The sequence below is a fragment of the Streptomyces sp. NPDC086519 genome, from assembly GCF_040686075.1.
GTDB classification, from domain to species: domain Bacteria; phylum Actinomycetota; class Actinomycetes; order Streptomycetales; family Streptomycetaceae; genus Streptomyces; species Streptomyces shenzhenensis.
This window is the reverse complement of sequence record NZ_JBFBJL010000022.1, coordinates 14,185-27,919: the sequence shown is the minus strand read 5'-3', so window position 1 is coordinate 27,919 and position 13,735 is coordinate 14,185. Positions and strand designations below refer to the sequence as shown.

Here is a 13,735-nt window from a genome sequence, read left to right as displayed (position 1 = left end):
CCTACACTGACTCTGAAAAATGAACACAGGTTCTGGCGTCAAATTTTGAATCCAGGGTCGGGTTTCTTCCCTTGCGGTGGTGTCCGATCGGAACTCGGACGCCACCGCAAGGGAGACGCGCGGGCCGGTGGGGAGCCTGCCCGGGGAGGCGGACTTCGGCCCGGGCGCGGCTGCCGGCGAGGCTGCGGCTGCCGGCGAGGCCGCGGTGGTCCGCCCCCGGTCGAGATCGGCCACCGCGCGGGTTCTGGTGGCTGTGCTCACCGATGGCGGCCTCCCGTGGTCCGGCCGCGGCGCGGATGGCCTCCCCGGCGCGCGGCGGAACGGCGGTCCCGCCGCGGTGGACCGGGCGAACTCAGCCGTGCTTGACGGTCAGGCCGTAGAACGCGACCCGGGCGCCGTTGGTCGTGCTGTCGGAGGACGACTGGTTGTACGAGCCCGCCTTGAAGTACTGCTTGTACTGGTTGAAGGAGGACGGAATGGCGTAGTGGGTGGTGGTGCCGTTGACGGTCAGGTCGATGGTGTTCCCGCCGGAGACGGCGATGGTGTACGTCCAGGTCTTGCCGACCGGTACATGGCCCACGCTGTGCGTGGTCTGGCCGCCGTCCGGGGAGTTCTCGGTGCCCAGCACGATGTCGCCGCCCGAGTGGTAGTACAGCTCCAGCAGCGGCTTGGTGGACGAGCCGCCGGTGCCGAGGTGGATCTGGCCCACGCACACGTTCTTGGTCACCGAGACCACCCGCAGGGTCGCGCTCATCCTGTGGCTGCCGCTCAGCGACCAGTTGGCGGCGCTGCCGTCCCGGTTCATCTCGCGCAGCTCGGAGCGGGCGTAGTTGGAGTTGGGGGTGGTGACCCCCTTCTCGGGTGCCCAGAAGGTCATCGCGCCGTCGCGGGTGTCGGTGTAGAAGTACGCGTCCTGGTAGCCGTTCGCGCCCTGGAGGCGGGACGAGGGGATGGTGGTCGGCGAGCCGGGGGAGCCGACCGGCTCCTGGAGCTGCCATACGGACAGGTCGAAGTTGCCGCCGGGCGCGACGTTCGGGTCCGCCGCCTCCGCGCTGCCGCCGAGCAGGAGGGCGAGGGCGAGGGCGAGGCCCGCGGCGGTCGGCGCCGCGAGCAGCCGGGAACGGTTCATGTGGGGGGCCTTTCGTCAGAAGGCTGCGCCCGGAGTCCACTGAGGTTCACCCATGTGAACTCCGGACGCATCCTTAACCGTCGATGACCCGTGAAGCTAAAGGTCCGAACCAATCCCGTCAAGGGGTTCAGCAGGCGCCCTCGTCCTGCCAGGGGCCCCACTCGGAGGCGCCGGGCACCTCGTTCTGGGTCCACCACTTGGCCTTCCAGTTGTGGCTGTTGTACGAGACCTCGTTCCCGGCCGTGTACACCGCCGTCGAACTCCAGGCGGTCTTGCAGGAGGTGGGGGTCGGGGTGGGCGTCGGAGTGGGGGTGGGGGTGGTGGTCGGCGGGGTGACCCCGGCGAACTCCACCGCGTACTTGGCGAAGTCCCAGTCGCCCTGCGCCACGCTGGAGCAGGTCCCGGACGTGGTGCCGTTGTTGTCGACCGGGCTGCACTGACGGTCGCGGTTCAGGGACCAGAACGTGAAGCGGTCCATGTTGTGGCTCGTCGCGTAGTCGAGCACGGTCTGGAAGTCGGCCTGGGTGAAGTACTCGCCGGTGTCGCTGCGGCCGTTCATCCCGGAGAAGCCCTCGTGGGCGTAGGCGGTCGCCTGGTCCCAGCCGAAGGTGGACTGCAGGATCGAGTTGAAGTTGGTGAGCGCGCTGGTCTGCGAGGCCGCTCCGCTGAAACCGCCGTCGAAGGGCATGATGGAGAAGTTGTTCGGCGTGAACCCCTGTGACTTCGCCTCCAGCAGCATCTGCTTGCCGAACCAGCCGGTCCCGTCGGCCGTGCCGGGCGTGGTGACCGAGACGTACAGCCCCGGGTTGTTCTGCTGGAGGATCTTCGCGGCGCCGATCTCGTTCTTGATCGCCGCGGTGTTCTCGTACTCCGGCTCCTCCAGGTCGAAGTCGATCGCGTGCAGCCCGTACTTGGTGACGACCTGCTGGTAGGCCGCGGCGGTGGAGGCCGCGTCCGCGCAGGTCTGCCCCAGCTTGGTGCCGCCGTAGCCGCCGATGGAGACGGAGACGTCACCGCCCTTGGCGCGGATCGTGTCGATCACCGACTGGACGGCGGTGTCCGAGGAGACCGCGGCCGTGCCGCCCCAGGTGGGGGAGCAGCCGCCGCCGTCGGGGGCCAGGACGAACGCCAACTGGAAGGCCTTGAGGCCGGTGGCGTCCATGATGGTGGCCGCGTTCGGCGGGTTGTTGTCCAGCGGCATCAGGTACGGGGCCGCCGCGTACCACCGGTTGCTCAGGGCGGTCGTCGCACCCGAGGCGTCGCTCGTGACCAGCGCGGTGGTGCCGGCGGCGGCGAGGGTGACGGCGGCGGCCGCGCCCAGACATGCGCGAAGGGGTCTCACTGGTGCCTCCAGGGGCCGGGGAGGTGGGGTGGGTCCCAGCTTCCAGAGGTGTCGCGGTCACGTCAATGAATTGGACTGGACCAAAGTGCACTTTGGACTAGACCATATGGTTTCTTTACCTGGCGGGGCGAAGCAGGTCCGGTGTCCCGAACCGCACCTTCACGCCCGGCGACCAGAGCACGCTGACCGGTGGCCCGGACGGCGCCGGCAGGCCCGCCGCCTCGACCAGCCCGTCGTCCAAGTGCAGGAGTTCGGCCCGATGCAGCGGCCAGGGCGCATGCTCGTTCGGCAGGTACGCGGTTCGGCCGTGCCAGGTCACGTGCAGCCCCCAGCGCGCGGTCAGGAAGTGCTCCAGCGGTGAGGGTTCGGCGATCGGCGGCCCGGTCCGCACGACCGCCCGGCTCGCGGCCGCCGGGCGCCGCCGCCGGCAGGTGTAGGTGATCGCGTCGCCCTCGCGGCGCAGCCGCATCGCGGACCAGATGTACGGCAGCCGGAACCCGTACCGGCCCACCAGCGCCGGGAGCAGCCGGGCGGAGTCCAGGGACCTGAACACCACCCCGCGCCGGCCGTGCCCGTCCACCGAGTACAGCCGCACGTTCGTCTCGCAGAAGGTGCCCAGATACGGCAGTCCCGGCCCCGGCCCGAACCCGGTGCCCCGCATCAGGAACGGCACCAGGCCGACGTAGGTGATCCCGTCCAGGGTGTCCGGCCGGGTGCCGGCGGGCAGCAGCCCCGCCACCCGCTCCGGCTCCACCGGCCAGTGCACGAAGGTCAGGTCGTACCACCCCTGGACCATCGTCGGCCGGCGCACCGGCCGCGGGGTGGACGGGGTTATGGCCTCGGTCGCCGCGATCTCCATGACACAGGTTGATAGCACGCCAGTACGAGTCGGCGGGAGTGTTCCACGAGAGTGGGTGCTGCCCGTCCCGCCGGGTGCGCTTCGCCGGCCACGGCCCGCTGATCAGGACTTCCGCGCCGCTCGGCCCGGTAACACGGGTAAACTGTGGGCGACACGCAGGCCTTGAGAAGGAGGAGCCGGGATGCCGCCGCACAGCTCTTCCGCGGCCGACGTCCCGGGCGACGGCGACGGGCCCGGCGAGCCGCCGCCCGTTCGGCAGGCGCTGTCGGACAGCGTGTACGAGAGCATCAAGGCGATGGTCATGGACCACGAGATCGCCCCCGGCGCCCGCGTCGGCATCGACGCGCTCTCCCGGACCCTCAGCGTGTCCCCCACCCCGGTCCGGGAGGCGCTGGCGCGGCTGGAGTCCGACGGACTGGTGGTCAAGCGAGCCCTGTCCGGGTACCGGGCCACGGAGCTGCTGACCCGTCAGGGCCTCGCGGAACTCTTCGAGATGCGGCTGCTGCTGGAGCCGAGGGCCGCCGCGCTGGCCGCCGCCCACGCCACCGAGGAGCAGCTCGACGGTCTGGAACGGATCGTCGAGGAGATGCAGGACGAGCCCAGCCCCAACGGGCGGTACGCGTCCTACCGCGACTTCGCCGCCCTCGACCAGCGCTTCCACGAGGCGATCGGACAGGCCGCGCACCGGCCGCTGCTGGCCGACGCCGTGCAGCGCCTCCACGCCCACCTGCACATCTTCCGGCTCAGCAACATGGTGGGCGCCGGCGGCCCGACCGTCGCCGAGCACGAGCGGATCGTCCGGGCCGTGCTGCGCCGCAACCCCGAGCGGGCGGCCGAGGCGATGACCGAGCACCTCACCCGCAGCATGGAGCGCCAGCTCCAAGACAGCGACGACAGCGACGACAGCGACGTCGGCGAGTCGGCTACTCCATGAGGAACACCTGCTCCGCCGTGGCCCACCACTCACCCGGGGCCGCCTCCGCAACCGGCGCCTGACAGGGCGCGGTGTGCCGCCACCACTCCCGGGTCGCCTCGTCGGCGGCCATCAGCGCCAGGTCGGCCGCCAGGTCGTCGCCGTGGTACTCGAAGTAGGCGAACAGCCGGTCGCCGAGGAGGTGGATCGAATAGTTGGCGACACGGCAGCGCCGGAGCCGGTCCAGGACCGGCTCCGGCACCTCGCGGTGCAACTCCCGGTACTCGTCCAGCTTTTCCGGGAGTACGGCGATGACCTGGGCCACCCGCCTCACGAGCGCACCGCGTCGCGGTCGTGGATCAGGCGGATGATCCTGCCGCTCATCCGGTCGTAGTCCCGGTCGTTGTCGACCTCGCCGCGGACGCGGTGGCCGGTCATGACGACGATCCGGTCGGCGAGGGTGACCATCTCCGCGAGGTCGCTGCTGATCAGCAGGATGGGCAGGCCGTCGTGGGCCAGGCCCCAGATGAGTTCGTGGAAGGCGCGTTTGGTACGGACGTCGACGCCCACCGTCGGTTCGTCGATCACCAGCAACCTGGTGTCGGCGGCCAGCCACTTGGCGAGGCTCACCTTCTGCTGGTTGCCGCCGGAGAGCTCACCGGCGTGCTGCGCGAGCCCGGTGATCCGGATGCCGAGCCGGTCGACGAGGTCCTGGGCGACCGCGCGCTCCTCGTTCGCCGGGACGAACCCGAGCGCCTTGGCCAGCCTCCGCCACACCGTCACCGTGATGTTGCGGACGATCGGCTGCTCCAGGAAGACACCCTCCTCCTTGCGGTTCTCCGTCACGTACCCGATGCCGAACTCGTGCAGGGCCTGGCGGGGCGAGCTGATCCGGGCCGGACTGCCGTGCACCCGGACCTCCCCGGCGGTGACGCGGTCGAGGCCGAGCACCGCCTTGACCAGCTCGCTGCGCCCGGCGCCCACCAGCCCGTACAGGCCGACGATCTCCCCGGGCCGCACCGCGAGGCTGATGTCCCGGTGCCCGCCGGCCGTGGCGACGCCGTCCAGTTCCAGGACCGGCTTCGCGGACCGGTCGACCGTGCGCGGGCGCATCCCGGCCGCCGTGTGCGCGCGGCCCACCATCAGGCTCACGATGTCGTCGTGGGAGTGGTCGGCCAGCGGCGCCGACGCCAGCACCGACCTGCCGTCGCGCAGCACGGTGACGGTGTCGCAGAGGGCGAAGACCTCCTCCAGTTTGTGACTGACGAAGACCACGCAGGCGCCGCGCCCGGCGAGCCGTCGGACCACCTCGAACAGGCGGTCCGTCTCCTCCGGGGAGAGGGAGGCGGTGGGCTCGTCCAGGAGCAGCACCCGGCTCTCGGTGTGGAGGGCTTTGGCGATCTCCACCAACTGCTGCTGGGCGACCGACAGTTCGCGCACCGGCCGGTCCGGGTCGAGGTCGACGCCCAGCTCCGCGAGACAGGCCGCGGCCGGTTCGGTCATCGCCGCGTAGTCGACCAGGCCACGGCGCGCGGGCGGCCTCTGCAGGGTGATGTTCTCGGCCACCGAGAAGCCGGGGATGAGGTTGCGTTCCTGGTGGACGACGCCGATGCCGGTCCGGGCCGCCTCCAGCGGCGAGCGCAGCCGCACCGGTTCGCCGCACCAGGTGAGGGTGCCGCCGTCGGGGGAGTGCACCCCGGTCAGGACCTTGATGAGGGTGGACTTGCCGGCGCCGTTCTCGCCGAGGAGCGCGTGCACACTGCCGGCGGTCAGCCGCAGCCCCACGCCGTCCAGGGCACGGACACCGGGGAAGACCTTCACGAGGTCGTGGCATTCGAGAAGGACCGTGCTCACCGCGCACCTCCCGGCTGCGGTGACGGCGTGGTGGTCTTCGCGAGCCGCGTCTGGTGCAGGTGCCCGCCGGCGACCGTGCCGAGGACGACCAGCCCGATCAGCAGGTTCACCCAGCTCGGGTCCAGCGAGAACTGGGCGCGTGCCGCGTCGATGAGCCGGGTCACGAACGCCGCCAGCACGGTCCCGAACACCGCGACGGACCCGCCGGTCAGCGCGACCCCGCCGATGATGGGAGCGGCGAAGCTGGGCAGCAGCCAGTCGCCGCCGACGCTGCGGTTGACGCCGGGCAGCGAGGCGGTCGCGGTCACGGCGGCCACCCCTACCAGCAGCCCGGACAGCGTGTGCGCGGCCACGATCTGCCGGTCGGTGGAGATCCCCGACAGCCGGGCGGCCAGCGGGTTGCCACCGGCGGCGAGCAGCCGCCGGCCCGCGACCGTGCGGTACATGACGGCGCCCAGCAGGACCGCCGCGCCGATCGCCGTGACGAAGACGAGCGGGATGTCCAGCGGTGCGGCCGTGCCCAGGTCGCGCAGTGTGGCGGAGTAGCCGTCGACGGTCCGGGTGCCGACGAGCCGGTACTGCGCGCCCAGCAGGATCGTCATCGTGGCCAGGGTGACGATGAAGCCGTTGATCCGCGTGGCCACGATGGCGAGACCGGTCACCAGGCCGACGGCCGTCGCCGTCACCAGCCCCGCCACGACCGCGACCACGGCGGGCACCCCGTGATCGGCCATCAGGACCCCGGTCAGACAGGCGGTGAAGCCGCCCAGGGCGCCGACCGCGAGATTGAGCTGGCCCACGCACAGCGCCACCATCTGGGCCAGGCCGATGAGGACGGGCGTGGCGAGGTACTGCAGGAAGACCCTTACCGAGGAGCCCTCGAAGAAGGAGCCCGAGGACGCCACCTCCAGCGCCACCGCCCCTGCCACGACGACCAGCAGCAGCATGGCCGTCGTCGTACGCGAGAACCGGCGCAGCACCGCGGCGGCCCGGCTCTGCCGATCGGGCATCATGCTCATGTGGAGCGCACCACCTTGCGATAGGAGACCACGGTGCGGATCCGGTCGGCCGACAGGGCCAGCAGCAGGATGCAGCCGAGGTAGATGTTGAGGCTTTCCAGGCCGACGCCGAGCAGGTCGAGCCCCTTGCGGATCACACCGACCAGCGCGGTGCCGAGCAGCGTGCCCAGCACGGACACCACCCCGCCGGTGAGCAGGGTGCCGCCGAGCACCGCGCCCAGGAAGGACGGCAGCATGAAGTCGTCGCCGATGGAGGCACGGAACGTGCCCGTCCCGGCGGCGGCCATGAACCCGGCGAGGGCCGCGAGCAGCCCGGAGAGGGTGTGCGCGAGCAGCACCCGGCGTCCGGTGGGGATGCCGGACAGCTCGGCGGCGGCCGGGTTCGCCCCGGTCAGCAGCAGTTCCCTGCCGACGCGGGTACAGCCGTACAGGAAGCCGAGGCCGAGCATGGCGAGCACGGTGAACTGGGCCAGCTGCGGGACGGCCGGCGAGCCGCAGACCGGGCCCGCACAGATGTCGGCCAGCGAATAGGACCGCAGGGCGTCGATGCCGGCCGGGCGGGTGGTGAAGGCGGCGTCCTCGGTGAGCGCGGAGTACATGAGGGAGACCAGGCCCAGCAGGGCGAAGTCCATCGCCAGCGTGACGACGAAGGAGCTCACCCCGGTACGGGCGATCAGCCAGCCGGTGACCGCGCCGATCGCCGCGCCGGCCGCCAGGCACAGCAACAGGCCCGCCTGCATGGGCAGATGGAGTTTGTCGTAGCCGATGCCCGCGAACATGGCGCCGAAGGCCGCCATCCGCCCGACCGCGAGGTTCATGTGCCCCACCGAGAGGGCGGCCATCTGGGCGAGCGCCACCACGGTCAGCGTGGCCACGTCCCGCAGCAGCGGGAAGAGCACCAGGCGCTGGTCGAGGAAGGCGGGGCGCAGCACGCCGAACAGGACGCTCAGCGCGAGGACCAGCACCAGCAGGCCGAGCCGCTGGTTGACCCAGAACGGCATCCGGTGGCCGGCTGTCCGCTCCTTCGGGACGGTGTCCGGTGGACTGACGGAGGTCGTCATGCCACCCTCCGGTCGTCGAGCGCGTCCAGGTCCCAGTCGATGCCGATGCCCGGCACGTCCGGGGCCACGGCCAGGCCGTCGCGGATGGCCAGCTCGGTCCGGGTCACGGCCCGCAGCTGCGGGATGTACTCGACGAAGCTCCCGTTGGGCACCGCGGCGGCGAGGCTGACGTGCAGTTCCATCAGGAAGTGCGGGCAGACCATCACGTTGTGGCTCTCCGCCAGGTGCGCGACCTTCAGCCACGGGGTGATTCCCCCGATCCGGGCCGCGTCGACCTGCACCACGGACGCGGCCCCGGCCTCCAGACAGCTGCGGAACTGCATGAGGGAGTACATGGACTCGCCGACCGCCACGGGGATCCGGGTCGCCCGCGCGAGCCGGGCGTGGCCGCTGAGGTCGTCCGCGGGCAGCGGCTCCTCCAGCCAGTACGGGTCGTACGGCTCCAGCGCGGCCGCGAGCCGCAGCACCGAGGACGCCGTCTGGGACTGGTTGGCGTCGGTCATGACGTGCAGCGAGGGACCGACCGCTTCCCGCACCGCGCGCAGCCGCTCCGCGTCCTCGGCCGGATGCGGCTTGCCCACCTTGATCTTGACGCCCGCCCAGCCCGCCTCCTGGGCCCGCAGGGCGCCCTTCACCAGTTCCTCGGTGCCCAGATGGAGCCAGCCGCCCTCGGTGTCGTAGACCGGCACCTCACGGCGGTGTCCGCCGGCCAGCCGCCACAGCGGTTCGCCGGCCCGCTTGCAGCGCACGTCCCACAGGGCGGTGTCCACGGCGGCCAGGGCGAGGGAGGTGATGGCGCCGGTGGTGGTGGCCCGGGTCAGCGCGAACAGCCTTTGCCACAGCGCCTCGATGTTGCGGGCGTCCTGCCCGGCCAGGGCCGGGAGCAGATGGTCGCGGAGCAGGGCCAGCACGGAGGTGCCGCCGGTGCCGATGGTGTAGGCGTAGCCGGTGCCCGTGAGACCGTCCGCCGTCGCCAGGTCGACCAGGACCGTCTCCTGTTTGACGAAGGACTGCACCGCGTCGGTGCGGTCCGTCTCGACGGCGATGTCGGCCAGCCGGGCGGTCGCGGTCGTGATGATGCTCATCGATGTCCGTTCTCCTTCTGGCTCTTTCTTGCTCTTTCGGGCTGCTTCGGGGCTCGTTCGGGCGGTCAGCCGCACGAGAGGTACTTGTCGGCGAACTCGGTCTTCAGCTGCCTGGTCTTCGCCTGCCGGGCCTGGTCGTAGCCGGCGACGTTCGCCCTGGTGACGACGAACGAACCCGAGTCGACCTTCACTCCGGGGTCGCGCATGGCGCACTGCTTCGTCTGGAGCAGCGCGAGCGCCCAGACGCCGATCTCGGCCTGGCCGACGGGGTTCTGTACGACGGTGGCGGTGACCGTGCCCTGCCGGATGCCGCTGAGGATCTTGGCGTCGTCGTCGATGGCGATGACCTTCGCCTTCGAGCCGGCCGACTTGACGGCGTCGGCCGCGGCGACGGCCGGGTTGTAGGCGGTGGCGACGATGCCCGTGATCTGGCCGCCCTTGGCCGCCATCAGGTCGGACACGGCCTTCTGCGCGGTCTGCAGGTCCGTGTCGATGTCGGTGACGGTCTGAAGGAGCCGCACCTTGCCGCCGGACTCCCTGACGGCCCGGGACACGCCCTTGATCCGCAACTGGGTGTTGGCGTCCACGTTGTTGCCGGTCAGATGGACCAGGGTGCCCTTGCCGCCCATGGCCTCGATGGCGGCCTTCGCGGCCTTGTAGGCGGCGAGTTCGACGTCGGTGGAGAGACAGAAGTCGGCCTTGTCCGTGTTCCCGGCCGGGCAGGAGCCCAGGGAGGCCACCGGGAAGCCCTGCGACGTGAGATCGGCGAAGGTGGTGTTGATGTCGGTGGGGGAGACGCCGAACACGCCGAAGGCGTTGTAGCCGCGGGCCGCGAGCGTGGACAGCAGGTTGTTCTGCTTCTGCTGGTCCCACTCGGCCGTCTCGTCGAAGGCGACGTCCCCGAGGCCGTAGGCCTTCTTCGCGGCGGCCCCGGCCGTCTTCCACGGCTGGAAGTACGGATGGGCGCCGCCGGGCACGAGGGCCACCTTGGTCCCCGACCCGTCGGCCAGGTCGGCGCCGGCGCCGGCGTGTCCGGCCGTCGGGGCCTGCCCGGTGGCGGGAGCGGGTGCGTTGCGGTAGGTGCAGGCCGCGGTTCCCGTGGCGAGCAGCGTCGCCGTGAGAACCCCGGACAGGACGGATCTGGTCGGGAAGCGCATCTCCCACCCCTGCGGGATCAGATAGGAAAACGATGCGGAGATCGTGGGTCAGGGGGAGATGCGCGTCAAGACCTACGGCAGGAACCGTTTCTATCAGGGGTGATTCCATGGCCGACGAATCCGGGATCGCCAAGGTGTCGAAGAATCGTATAGGAAATCTGGGTGGGGCCGCGTGAAGGCACCCGGCGTCCTCCGACTACTCCCGCTTCCGCTCGACTCGGCCCGCCCGCCCGGTGGTTCGGCCGCGATCTGAGCACGCGCGACTCCGGTCGCCGCTCTCGTCGCTTGCTACCTGCGGTAACGCCCTGTCGTCCCGGCGGTCCCAGCCATGTCACCGGCACCTTCGCCTCGCCGGTGATCGACGTGAAGCCCAGCGATTGGCGGGTGCCCCGAGTGGCTGCGCACCACCTCCCCGGGCCTGGCGAAGACCACCCTGGAGAAGGAACGGCGCCTCGGCCGCGACATCGGAGCCCTGCGCTTCGAGTTCGACGAGCGCGACCCCGCGGCGCCGCGCACCCTGATGCGCTGGAAGTCCGCCCGGTACCGGCGGACCGGACGCATGGACCGTTTCGTGCTCTGCGCCGGCGACCGGCCGGTGGCCGCGCACTCCGGCCCGCGTTCGGGCGCCGTACTCGCCGCCTGGTTCACCGCCTACGACCCCGAACTGCACTACTGCTCAGCGGGGTTGATGATGCATCTGCGTACTGCGGAGGCCGCGGCGCGGGGCGGAGTCACCCTCGTCGACCTGGGGCGCGGCGACAAGGACTACAAGGACTGGCTCAGGACCCGCGAGCCGCAGGTGGGTGAGGGTTTCGCCACCCGCGCCACCCGGTGGCCGCGGCGCACCGCCTGTGGCGCCGGCCGGTCCGCGGGCTGCGCAACACCGTCCTCGCCCGTCCGCGGCTGCGCGACCCGGCGGACCGGCTGCTCAAGACCGTCGGCACGCTGCGCGCGGCCCGCCGGGCGGACGGCCTGCGCAAGGGGTGAGACCCATCCGCCCCATCTGCCCCATCCGCCCCCGGACGGGGCGATGACGGCTGACCGCACCCGGCCATGCCGCTGACCGGGCCGCGCTGCGGTTCCGGCCGGCGGGGAGCATGCGGTGCGCCCTGTTCGCGGCGGTGACGGCCACGGCCGCTCGCCGCGGCGGACGGCACCGGCGTGCCGGCCCTGCTGCTGTCGGCCGAGATCACCGAGCAGCACAGCACGCGGCTCTCCGTCGCGCAGGCCTGCGAGGAACCGGCCGAGGCGCCGGCACACCTCACCGCGCACGGCTCAGCGGGTGAGCGGCGCCGGGGGACCGGACGGGCCGCCCGGTCCCCCGTGGAAGAACGCCGGTCCGGGATCAGACGGTGCCGCTCGCCGTGATCTCGACCTTGGCCTTGGGGGCGCCGCTCTGGGAGCCGTAGCTCTCGATCTTGTCGACGATGTCCTGGCCCTCGACGACCTCACCGAAGACCACGTGCTTGCCGTCCAGCCAGGACGTCACGACGGTGGTGACGAAGAACTGCGAGCCGTTGGTGTTGCGGCCCGCGTTGGCCATGCTCAGCAGGTACGGCCGGTCGTGCTTGAGCTGGAAGTTCTCGTCCTTGAACTTCTCGCCGTAGATGCTCTTGCCGCCGGTGCCGTCACCACGGGTGAAGTCACCGCCCTGGAGCATGAACTGAGGGATGATCCGGTGGAAGGCGGAACCGGCGTAGCCGAAGCCGTTCTGCCCGGTGGCGAGCTCACGGAAGTTGCGGGCCGTCTGCGGCACCACGTCGTCGAACAGGTTGAACACGATCCGGCCGGCCGGCTCGTTGTTGATCGAGATGTCGAAATAAACGTTGTCGCTCATGCAGGTCAACCTATCGCGAACCGTCCTACGGGGCCGCACAGCCCGGGGTGTCGCGGTGCCGGGGCCGCTCGGGTGCCCATCAGGGGATGCAGGAGCTCCCGGCCGACGGGCCGGTCACCGAGGCCGCTCGCGGAAAGTGGCGGCCGTGCCCGCCGACGGAGTACCCCGGCGCCCGCCGGCCCGCCGCCGGCTCGGCGGAGGCCGCGGCATCGGCGTAGGGGTCGTCGTCGCTCGCCAACGCCAGGGCCGGGCCGGGCAGCGGCCGGCCGGACAGCTCCAGGAACGTCGGCGCCGCCGCGCCCGGGAACGCCGGTCCACGGGGATCGGGCAGTGGACCCCCCGGCCCGCCACGGCCCGGTCACCACGTCCCTCGTACTGCGCGGCTACCCGCCCAGGCCGCTGCCCACGAACCCGTGGTCGCGCCGCTCCAGGCGATTGAGCACGGCCTGGGCCATGGCCGCCTCTCCCTTGGCATTGGGGTGCGCCGGGGCGGCCGGGGAGGCCGGCTGGAGGGGTTCGATCCAGCGGTCGGCGGGGGCCTTGCACATGTCGTGGCCGACCGTCGGGCCGTACGTGTCCACGTACCGGGCGCCGTTCCAGGCGGCGACCATGCGCAGCATGAGGTTCAGCCGCTTCCCGGTGTCGCGGAGGTAGGGGAAGTCCTTGGCCGCGAACGGCACCGTCGGGTAGCAGCCGCTGCCGTCGTCCGGCAGCAGGTCGGGGTAGCCGACGACGAGGATCCGGGCGTGCGGGGCCCGGGCGCGGATCGCGCGCAGCACCTTGTCGACCTTGGGCGCGGTCTGCGCGATGTTGAGCGTCAGCTGGTCGGTGCCCGACGCGTTGTAGTACTGCTGGCAGGGGTTGCCCGTCAGGTCCTTGGAGCTGAGGGCCGCGCAGGTGGCGATGATGGAGCCGAACCCCACGTCGTTGCCGCCGATCTGGACGGTCACCAGGCCGGTGCCGCGCTGCACGGCGTCGAGCTGGGGCCCGTTGGTGCCCTGTGCCTGCCACATCTCGGCGGTCGTCGCACCGGCACAGCTCACGTCCTTGAACGCGCTCACGTGCCGGGCCGCCGCCACCAGCGAGGGGTAGTTGTGGTCGGAGCGGGCGCAGTTCGCGTCGACCTGGGTCGGGATGACCGGGCCCGAGGTGTAGGAGTCGCCGAGCGCCACATAACCGGTGCCGCGGTCGTGACCGGGGTCGCCGTCGTGCGCCGCGGCCGGTGTCGTGGACGCGGCCACCAGGGCGCAGCCGCCCAGTGCCGCCGCCACGGTGGCCTTCCGCCGGCGCCGTCTCGCCGAACCGTCGGACGGGATGCCGTACGCCATGGAGATCCCCCCTGGAACCAGGACGCGCACGGAACCGGTCCCGGCGGGCGGTCCGCGCGCGTGTGTCGGGGGTCTGTATACCGCCCGGTAGGAGTCCGCAGCCAGAGGTCGGACGCAAGGAACTGGATCGAGCAACTCCCTCGGCCCGTGC

At 71.5% G+C, this 13,735-nt stretch carries 12 protein-coding genes and 1 pseudogene; 2 read left to right on the top strand and 11 right to left on the bottom strand.

Annotated features, from left to right (window positions below):
• Nucleotides 1–352: 352 nt before the first annotated feature.
• The 3 genes from AB0P24_RS21830 to AB0P24_RS21820 form a co-directional block, all read right to left on the bottom strand.
• Nucleotides 353–1,129 carry a polysaccharide lyase family 7 protein gene (locus AB0P24_RS21830; RefSeq protein WP_365796384.1) on the bottom strand — a complete coding sequence of 259 codons (777 nt, stop codon included), beginning with the start codon at nucleotides 1,127–1,129 and terminating at the stop codon, nucleotides 353–355.
• 127 nt (nucleotides 1,130–1,256) lie between these two features.
• Nucleotides 1,257–2,471: a carbohydrate-binding protein gene (locus AB0P24_RS21825; RefSeq protein ID WP_365796382.1), complete on the bottom strand. Its 1,215-nt coding sequence runs from the start codon at nucleotides 2,469–2,471 to the stop codon at nucleotides 1,257–1,259.
• Between the two features lie 115 nt (nucleotides 2,472–2,586).
• Nucleotides 2,587–3,330, bottom strand: a complete 744-nt coding sequence (locus tag AB0P24_RS21820; RefSeq protein ID WP_365796380.1) for a DUF2071 domain-containing protein — start codon at nucleotides 3,328–3,330, stop codon at nucleotides 2,587–2,589.
• A gap of 181 nt (nucleotides 3,331–3,511) precedes the next feature.
• Here AB0P24_RS21820 and AB0P24_RS21815 point away from each other — a divergent pair, with 181 nt between their 5' ends.
• The gene (locus AB0P24_RS21815) at nucleotides 3,512–4,264 is read left to right on the top strand and encodes a GntR family transcriptional regulator (protein ID WP_365796378.1); all 753 of its coding nucleotides are present in this window, start codon (nucleotides 3,512–3,514) and stop codon (nucleotides 4,262–4,264) included.
• Here the strand turns inward: AB0P24_RS21815 and AB0P24_RS21810 are convergent.
• The 6 genes from AB0P24_RS21810 to AB0P24_RS21785 all read right to left on the bottom strand — a co-directional run bounded on the left by AB0P24_RS21810 (nucleotide 4,254) and on the right by AB0P24_RS21785 (nucleotide 10,419).
• On the bottom strand, nucleotides 4,254–4,577 hold the full coding sequence (locus AB0P24_RS21810) for an L-rhamnose mutarotase (protein ID WP_365796376.1): 324 nt from the start codon (nucleotides 4,575–4,577) through the stop codon (nucleotides 4,254–4,256). The two genes, AB0P24_RS21815 and AB0P24_RS21810, sit on opposite strands and share 11 nt — an antisense overlap.
• Nucleotides 4,574–6,097 carry a sugar ABC transporter ATP-binding protein gene (locus AB0P24_RS21805; RefSeq protein WP_365796374.1) on the bottom strand — a complete coding sequence of 508 codons (1,524 nt, stop codon included), beginning with the start codon at nucleotides 6,095–6,097 and terminating at the stop codon, nucleotides 4,574–4,576. Before AB0P24_RS21805 ends, AB0P24_RS21810 begins: the two co-directional genes overlap by 4 nt.
• A complete protein-coding gene (locus tag AB0P24_RS21800; protein WP_365796372.1) occupies nucleotides 6,094–7,116 on the bottom strand; it encodes an ABC transporter permease in 1,023 nt (340 codons plus the stop codon). The genes AB0P24_RS21805 and AB0P24_RS21800 overlap by 4 nt, the downstream gene beginning before the upstream one ends.
• A complete protein-coding gene (locus AB0P24_RS21795) occupies nucleotides 7,113–8,177 on the bottom strand; it encodes an ABC transporter permease (RefSeq protein WP_365796370.1) in 1,065 nt (354 codons plus the stop codon). The genes AB0P24_RS21800 and AB0P24_RS21795 overlap by 4 nt, the downstream gene beginning before the upstream one ends.
• The gene (locus tag AB0P24_RS21790) at nucleotides 8,174–9,262 is read right to left on the bottom strand and encodes a mandelate racemase/muconate lactonizing enzyme family protein (RefSeq protein ID WP_365796368.1); all 1,089 of its coding nucleotides are present in this window, start codon (nucleotides 9,260–9,262) and stop codon (nucleotides 8,174–8,176) included. Before AB0P24_RS21790 ends, AB0P24_RS21795 begins: the two co-directional genes overlap by 4 nt.
• Before the next feature lie 65 nt (nucleotides 9,263–9,327).
• Nucleotides 9,328–10,419 (bottom strand): substrate-binding domain-containing protein, encoded by a 1,092-nt coding sequence (locus tag AB0P24_RS21785; RefSeq protein WP_365796366.1) that lies wholly within the window; start codon nucleotides 10,417–10,419, stop codon nucleotides 9,328–9,330.
• 309 nt (nucleotides 10,420–10,728) lie between these two features.
• On the opposite strand from AB0P24_RS21785, the pseudogene AB0P24_RS21780 reads away from it, so the two are divergent.
• Nucleotides 10,729–11,406, top strand: a pseudogene (locus AB0P24_RS21780) (GNAT family N-acetyltransferase); the annotation flags it as partial.
• A gap of 358 nt (nucleotides 11,407–11,764) precedes the next feature.
• On the opposite strand, the gene AB0P24_RS21775 reads toward AB0P24_RS21780, so the two are convergent.
• The gene (locus AB0P24_RS21775; RefSeq protein WP_234534326.1) at nucleotides 11,765–12,256 is read right to left on the bottom strand and encodes a peptidylprolyl isomerase; all 492 of its coding nucleotides are present in this window, start codon (nucleotides 12,254–12,256) and stop codon (nucleotides 11,765–11,767) included.
• A 383-nt stretch (nucleotides 12,257–12,639) separates the two neighbouring features.
• Complete coding sequence (locus AB0P24_RS21770) at nucleotides 12,640–13,584, bottom strand: SGNH/GDSL hydrolase family protein (protein WP_365796364.1); 945 nt, start codon at nucleotides 13,582–13,584, stop codon at nucleotides 12,640–12,642.
• Nucleotides 13,585–13,735 lie beyond the last annotated feature (151 nt).